The 6,906-nt window shown below is 73.5% G+C and carries 4 protein-coding genes and 1 pseudogene; 4 read left to right on the plus strand and 1 reads right to left on the minus strand.

Annotated elements, in window-relative coordinates; all coding sequences use genetic code 11:
* The coding region (locus AB0L37_RS38210; RefSeq protein WP_365516738.1) for an alpha-glucosidase C-terminal domain-containing protein at positions 1-666 on the plus strand (666 nt) is incomplete at its 5' end.
* Here AB0L37_RS38210 and AB0L37_RS38215 read toward each other — a convergent pair.
* Positions 641-3,826, minus strand: coding sequence for a helix-turn-helix domain-containing protein (locus AB0L37_RS38215; protein WP_365516741.1), 3,186 nt, complete (start codon positions 3,824-3,826; stop codon positions 641-643). The genes AB0L37_RS38210 and AB0L37_RS38215 overlap by 26 nt on opposite strands.
* A gap of 210 nt (positions 3,827-4,036) precedes the next feature.
* Here AB0L37_RS38215 and AB0L37_RS38220 point away from each other — a divergent pair, with 210 nt between their 5' ends.
* The 3 genes and pseudogenes from AB0L37_RS38220 to AB0L37_RS38230 form a co-directional block, all read left to right on the plus strand.
* Positions 4,037-4,198, plus strand: a complete 162-nt coding sequence (locus AB0L37_RS38220) for a hypothetical protein (RefSeq protein WP_365516744.1) — start codon at positions 4,037-4,039, stop codon at positions 4,196-4,198.
* A gap of 232 nt (positions 4,199-4,430) precedes the next feature.
* Positions 4,431-5,819, plus strand: coding sequence for a maltokinase (locus AB0L37_RS38225; RefSeq protein WP_365516747.1), 1,389 nt, complete (start codon positions 4,431-4,433; stop codon positions 5,817-5,819).
* Between the two features lie 143 nt (positions 5,820-5,962).
* A pseudogene (locus AB0L37_RS38230) lies at positions 5,963-6,906 on the plus strand (1,4-alpha-glucan branching enzyme); the annotation flags it as partial.

The raw sequence follows: 6,906 nt of genomic DNA on the forward strand, positions 1-6,906 counted from the left end.
TACGCGGAGTACGCCAAGGATCCGCGGATGCGCGCCAACATCGGCATCCGCCGCCGCCTGGCCCCCCTCCTCGACAACGACCGCAACCAGATCGAACTCTTCACCGCCCTGCTGCTGTCCCTGCCGGGCTCGCCGATCCTCTACTACGGCGACGAGATCGGCATGGGCGACAACATCTGGCTGGGCGACCGCGACGCGGTCCGCACGCCGATGCAGTGGACCCCGGACCGCAACGCCGGCTTCTCCTCCAGCGACCCGGGCCGCCTCTTCCTGCCCACGATCATGGACCCGGTCTACGGCTACCAGGTCACGAACGTCGAGGCCTCGATGTCGTCCCCGTCGTCCCTGCTGCACTGGACGCGCCGGATGATCGAGATCCGCAAGCAGAACCCGGCGTTCGGCCTCGGCTCGTACACCGAACTCCCCTCCTCCAACCCCGCCGTGATCGCGTTCCTGCGCGAGTACAAGGACGACCTGGTCCTGTGCGTCCACAACTTCTCCCGCTTCGCCCAGCCCACGGAACTCGACCTTCAGGCCTTCAACGGCAGGCACCCGGTGGAGTTGATCGGCGGCGTCCGCTTCCCCGCCATCGGCGAACTCCCGTACCTCCTCACGCTCGCGGGGCACGGGTTCTACTGGTTCAGGTTGCGGAAGGACGGGGTCTGAGACGGCCTTCCAACGCCCGCTGAAGCCGCGCGCGCAGGCGGCCCACGACCTCGGGTTCCGCATCGGCCTTCGTCGCCAGTGTCTCCACTGCGGCGACGAGGGGGTCGTAGGCCTCGCTGTCGGCGTCGTGCCTGCGCGCTCGGCTGATCAGCCCGGCGATGAGGTCGCCTGCTGCCGCGCTGCTCAGCCCGGGCAGATCGCGGGTGAGCGCGGCCGTCACCGACCACAGCACGGCGTCGCGCGCGCTGCCCGGCGGCATACGGTCCAGGGCGGCCAGGCAGCGCTCGTACGACCGCGGCGGAACTCCTGGGCCCGGGTTGGCGGTGAGCAGATGGACCAGGGCCGGCACGTCGGCGCCCTCCGGAGCGGCGTCGGCGTCCTCCCACCACTCCCTGCCCTCCGGCACCGGCATCATGGCGGGCCCGCGCAACAGCTCGTCGGTGTCGTCACGGCAGCCGAACCTCGCCCTGCGCAGCAGGTCCCCGGCCCCGATCGTCCGCACCACCGGCACCAGAGGGTCCGCCGGGCCCAGGTCCCGCCCCACGTGCGGCTCCTTCCCGGGGGTGCGCCGCAATTCGATGCGCCACGTGAGGTCGTTCCAGTTCTCGTCCGGCAGTTGTGACTCCCACAGCCCGGTGATCCGGCGCCAGGCCTCCAGACCGTCCGTGGCGTGCAGCAGTTCGGACACCGGCACCTCGTCCGGCCCGATCAGGAGGCTGAGCAGGGCGAGATTGGCGCTGTACTGGGCGAGCCGGGTCAACGGCCGTACCGTACGCGGCTCATAGCCCTGGAGCACGGGCGTCACCGCCCCGTTCAGCGCGTCGTCGAGCAGCAGGGGAAGCACCCCGGCCAGGCCGCGCACCTCCTCCGGTGCGGCCGCCGCCCGCAGTTCGCCGAGCCGCGTCAGCACCTGCCCGCGCTCGGTGAGCTGCGCGTACGAGAGCAGCGCCCTGAGTTCGGCGGCGTCCTCGGCCGCCCGCACGGCGAGCGCGGTGCGCCAGATCGTGCGCGCCACCAGGTACTCGCTGAACGTGCCGTGCAGGAACTCGTACGCGCGCAGGCTCTCCCCGCGCATCATCGCCTGCGCCTCGTGGATGAAGAAGAACCGGCCGAAGGCGCGGTCGCCGTCCCAGCCGTGGTCGGGGCCGAGCAGGGCCCGGGCGTCCTCGACCACCTGCGCGGCCCGCACGCTCTGCCGCCCCCGGTTGAACATGGCGAGCGCCACGACTCCGAGCCGTCGCAGCTCCGCCTGGGCGTCGGCCTCCACCGTCTCCGGTTCGGCGTGCGGGTACTGCTTGCGCACCTGGCGGCGCAGGAAGCCCAGCAGCATCTCCTCGTACAGGACCGCGCCGCTGACCTCGCTCCGCGTGGCGCGGGCCAGGCCGTTGTCCACCGAGTCGTAGAGGGCGAGGAGCAGCAGCAGGATGGGCTGGCAGGCCAGTTCCGCGTGGTCCTCGACGACGTCGGCGGCCAGCGGGCGCAGGCCGTGGGCGGCGAAATAGGCCTGGTTGACGGTGTTCCAGGTGGCCAGCCAGCGCTCCCTGCGGGCCGCGTCGAAGGCCTCCAGGTACAGGCCCCGGGTGCCGTCGGGAATGCGGGAACGGTGGGCGACGACCGTCCGGCTGGTGACCACCACGGCGAGGGGGCGGCCGGCGGCCGCTTCGCGCGCCTGGAACCGTTCGACCTGTTCCAGGTAGTCCCAGTGGCTGCGCTCGGCGGCCTGCACCAGTTCGTCGAACCCGTCGAGGAGGACGACGGGCAGCCGCCCCGGGGCGCCACGCACCAGGGCGGGCCAGGTCAGCGGCTCCCCGAGCTGCGCGGCGAGCGCCCGCTCGATCTGCTCCTGCACCGGTGCGTCCGCCGGCACCGCGCGCAACTCCACCCGCACCGGCAGGAAGCCGTCGGGCAGCCGGGCCGCGAGGACCCGGGTCAGCACGGACTTCCCGACGCCGGGGTGGCCGAGGACGAGCAGGGGCCCGCACACCGCCTGGGCGCCGCTGAAGTGCGCGGCGAGCAGGGCGCCGAGCGGGGCGTCGCCGTCCTGCTCGGCCCACCAGGCGTCGTCGTGCGCGGGCAGGCCCGCGTCGAGCACGGCCCGGCGCGCCACGGGATCGACGTAGGCCTCGCCGAGCCTGGGCAGGGTGGGCCCCTGGCCGCCCCGGTAGCCCTCCACGAGCGGGCGGTCGAGGGTGCCTTCCGGCCCCCGGGCGATGGTGCGGGCCGCGTCCGACGCGAAGGGAAGGGGGACGGGCGGTGAGGTCAGCGCGCCGACGAGGGCGTCGAGCGCGGTCCCGGCGGCCTCGGGCAGCCGGTCCCACCACTCCAGACGCAGCCACAACTCCGGTTCCACAGCGGCTAGTTCGGTGATGATGCGGTCGAAGTGGAGCGCCGCCCGGTCGAGGTCACCGGCCGAGGGCTCCGCCAGCCACAGGCGGCCCTTCGCGGCGATGTCCCACACCCAGTCCGACCCCGCGACCCGGGTCGCGGAGACGCCGGCCCTGACGTCCTCGGCGAAGCCCACCATGGCGCGGCGGGTGCGGGCCGACAGTTCCCGTTCCGGTGGAGCGGGCTCCGGCTCCAGGAGTGCGGCCATCCGCGCCACGGGCAGCACCGCCTGGCACACCGCCGTACGCGTGATCCGCTCGGTCTCCCGCACCCGCGCGGGGAAGCTGTCGAGCACGTCTGCGCACACCGCGTACAGCCGCGCACGGAAGTCGGCCGGGCTCGCCGTACGCAGCGCCTCGACGGGCCCTGCCGGGTGGTCGCCGGCCTCGACGAGGAGCCCGAGACACTGGGCCCAGCCCAACTGTCCGACCGTGCTCAGGTCCCGGGGATCGACGCGGAACGACACCGCGGGCGCCGGCTGCGCGCCGACGGCGGGCTCCAGCTCCCGAACCTTCTCGTACACGCCGACGAGCTCCCCGTGCCGGTGCCGCCACGCCTCCGTCTCCACGGCGCGGGCCCGCCCGTCGAGCCCCTTCGCCACACCGCAGCTGTCGACGATCCGGCGCACGTCGTCCCAGGCGGGCGGACGCGTACGCCGCCCGTTCAGGAGCTCGGAGACGGCGGGTTCCGACTTGCCGATCCGTGCGGCCAGTTGGCTTTGCGCCAGCCCTGAATCCCGTACGAGAAGGCGTAGTTGCTCACAGAACTCGGCCACCGGCCCCCTGCGTCGTTCCCGCGGCACGGCACCGCCCCTCCCTGTTCCCGACCTTCGGCGCCTTCGGAACGGTTCGGCGCACTGCCCCGAAGCGTAGGCCTGACCTGCACAAAAGGCCTGTGTTTCGGGGCAGTTCGGCGGGCGGGCCGACGCACCCCGTCCCCCAGCACGCTGGTGACACCCCAACGAGACCACCCACCGGGAGTCACCGTGAACCTGCACCTCACCGCCGTCCCCGCGCTGCTCGCGCTCGCCCTCTTCGCCGCCGTCCTCCTCCCCGCCGTCTGGTCCCGGGAGCCGGCCCGCCGCAGGGCCGCGGAACGCGTCGTCCGGATCCTCGTCGACGCCTTCCGGCCGGCCCGTCGCCGGTGACCCGCGAGTACGCCCGTCCGCACACCGAAGGAATGCCCAAGAACACGCCAATCCCGGTTTCCGCCCCCTCGCCCTGGGCACTCTCCCCCAATACCGTGCGGGGCAGGCGCCCCATGGTGCCCGCCCCGGACAACGGGCCCCCGCACCCGGCACGTCCCCACCTCCGGACAGCATCTGTGCACCCGGGACCGCTCGCACCGGCCGCCGCATCCCGGGGAAAGGACGCGACGCCATGTCGGAAGCCGCAGCACACCCCGTCGTTCCCGCCGCCGCGGTGGACGACCCCGAACTGCTCACATCGCTCGACCCGTTGCTGCGCGAGTGGCTGCCGCGGCAGCGCTGGTTCGCCGGCAAGGGGCGCCCGGTCACCGGCTTCACCCTCGACGCCGTCACCCAACTACGGCCCGGGGCAGCCCTGTTGCACCTGCTGATCCGCGCCCACCAGCCGCCGGCCGACGAGGGCCCCGGCGACTGCTACCAGCTCCTGATCGGCACCGCCGACGCCCTCGCCCCGCACCTCGCGCCCACCGTGATCGGCCACATCACGCAGGGCCCGCTGGCCGGCCGCACCGCGTACGAGGCGCTCCAGGACCCGCGCCAGGCGGCCGTGCTCCTCGAACGGCTCCGCACCCCCGGCTCCCTCGGCGCCCTCCGCTTCCACCGCGGCCCGCACGGTCACATCCCGCAGGGCCTGACCTCCCGCCCCCTCCACGCCGAACAGTCCAACTCCTCGGTCGTGTACGGGGACGAGCTGATAGCCAAGGTGTTCCGCCGGGTCCTGCCGGGCACCAACCCCGACCTCGAACTCCCCCTCGCCCTGGCCCGCGAGGGCTGCACCCGCGTCCCCGCCCCCGTCGCCTGGTACGAGACGGGCGACGCCGCCGACCCCGACGGCACGACCACGCTCGGCCTGCTCCAGCCCTACCTCAAGTCCGCCGCCGACGGCTGGGAACTGGCCCTGAAGCACCTCACCAACCAGGAGGAATTCACCTCCCTGGCACGGGAGTTGGGCCGCGCCACCGCCGAGGTGCACACCGCCCTCGCCCGTGCCCTGCCCACGGCCACGTACACCCGCGCCCACGTCGAGCAGCTCGCCGAGGCCATGACCAACCGCCTGGCGACGACCGCCCAGCAGGTCCCCGCGCTGCTCCCGCACGCCCCCGCCCTGGCCACCGCCTTCACCGCCCTGACCGGCCTCGCCGCCGAGGGCCGCACCTGGCGGGCCCAGCGCGTCCACGGCGACCTGCACCTCGGCCAGTGCCTGTACGACCCCGTCGACGGCTGGCAGCTGATCGACTTCGAGGGCGAGCCGTCCCGCCCCCTCGCCGAACGCCGCCTGCCGCACCCCCCGCACCGCGACATCGCCGGCATGCTCCGCTCCTTCGACTACGCCGCCCGCTCGCACCGCCCCTGGAACCCGGCCTGGTCGGACGCCTGCCGCGCCGCCTACTGCACCGGTTACGCGGACGTCTCCGGCTGGGACCCCCGCACCGACCCGGTCCTGCTGCGCGCCTACGAGACGGACAAGGCGATCTACGAATCCCTCTACGAGGCCCGCCACCGCCCTGACTGGCTCCCGGTCCCGATGGCGGCACTGGCGCGCCTGGCGCAGGAGGAATAGCGCACGACGTGCGCATACCAGGGGCGCGGGACTCTATCGATATGCGGCTCCGCCGCGTGAGCGCGCCCAGCCCCCACCGAACCGGCACCCGCCGACGAACCGCCACCCGGCAGACGCGAAGGCCACCCAAGGAGGCCCACCCCGTGACCCGCCGCCCGACCCAATCCCCGCCCCCGACCCCGGCCCCCGTGCCGGAGGCCGACCGCCGCCGCTTGCAGCAGGCCACCCACCACGACCCCCACGGAGTGCTCGGCGCGCATCCCACCCACGGCGGCATCGCCTTCCGCGCCTGGCGCCCCTACGCCACCTCCGTCGCCGTCCGCACCCCGGAGGGCCTGCACGCCGAACTGCACGACGACGGCGACGGCTTCTTCTCCGCGCTGCTCCAGCTCCGCGAGGTCCCGGCGGAGTACACCCTGGAGATCGGTTACGCGGACACGACCCAGACCGTCGCGGACGCGTACGCCCTGCTGCCCTCCCTCGGCGACCTCGACCTGCATCTCATCGGCGAGGGCCGGCACGAGCAGCTGTGGACGGCGCTCGGCGCCCGCCCGATGACCCATCAGGGCATCGAGGGCACCCGCTTCACGGTCTGGGCGCCGAACGCCCGCGGCGTCCGCGTCGTCGGCAGCTTCAACTACTGGGACGGCGCGGCCCACACCATGCGCTCGCTCGGCTCGACGGGCATCTGGGAACTGTTCGTCCCCGACATCGGGGAGGGCGAGCTGTACAAGTACGAGATCACCCGCCCCGACGGCAGCAAGACGATGCGCGCCGACCCGCTGGCGACCCGTACGGAGAACCCTCCGGCGAACTCCTCGGTCATCCACACCAGCACGCACACCTGGGGGGACGCGGACTGGATCGGGAAGCGGGCGCAGCGCCCCGCGCATGAGGCGCCGTTCTCCGTCTACGAGGTGCATCTGCCGTCGTGGCGCCCGGGTCTGACCTACCGTCAGCTGGCCGAGCAACTCCCCGCCTATGTCGCGGACTTGAACTTCACGCACGTCGAGTTCCTGCCGGTCGCCGAGCATCCCTTCGGCGGCTCGTGGGGCTACCAGGTCACCGGCTTCTACGCGCCGACGGC

Origin of the sequence: Streptomyces sp. NPDC052225, assembly GCF_040679615.1 — a bacterium.
Classification (GTDB): Bacteria; Actinomycetota; Actinomycetes; order Streptomycetales; family Streptomycetaceae; genus Streptomyces.

What these genes read in the sequence shown, in the direction of transcription:
- AB0L37_RS38225 (WP_365516747.1), top strand. Translation starts at nt 4,431, where the DNA reads ATGTCGGAAGCCGCAGCACACCCCGTCGTTCCCGCCGCCGCGGTGGAC.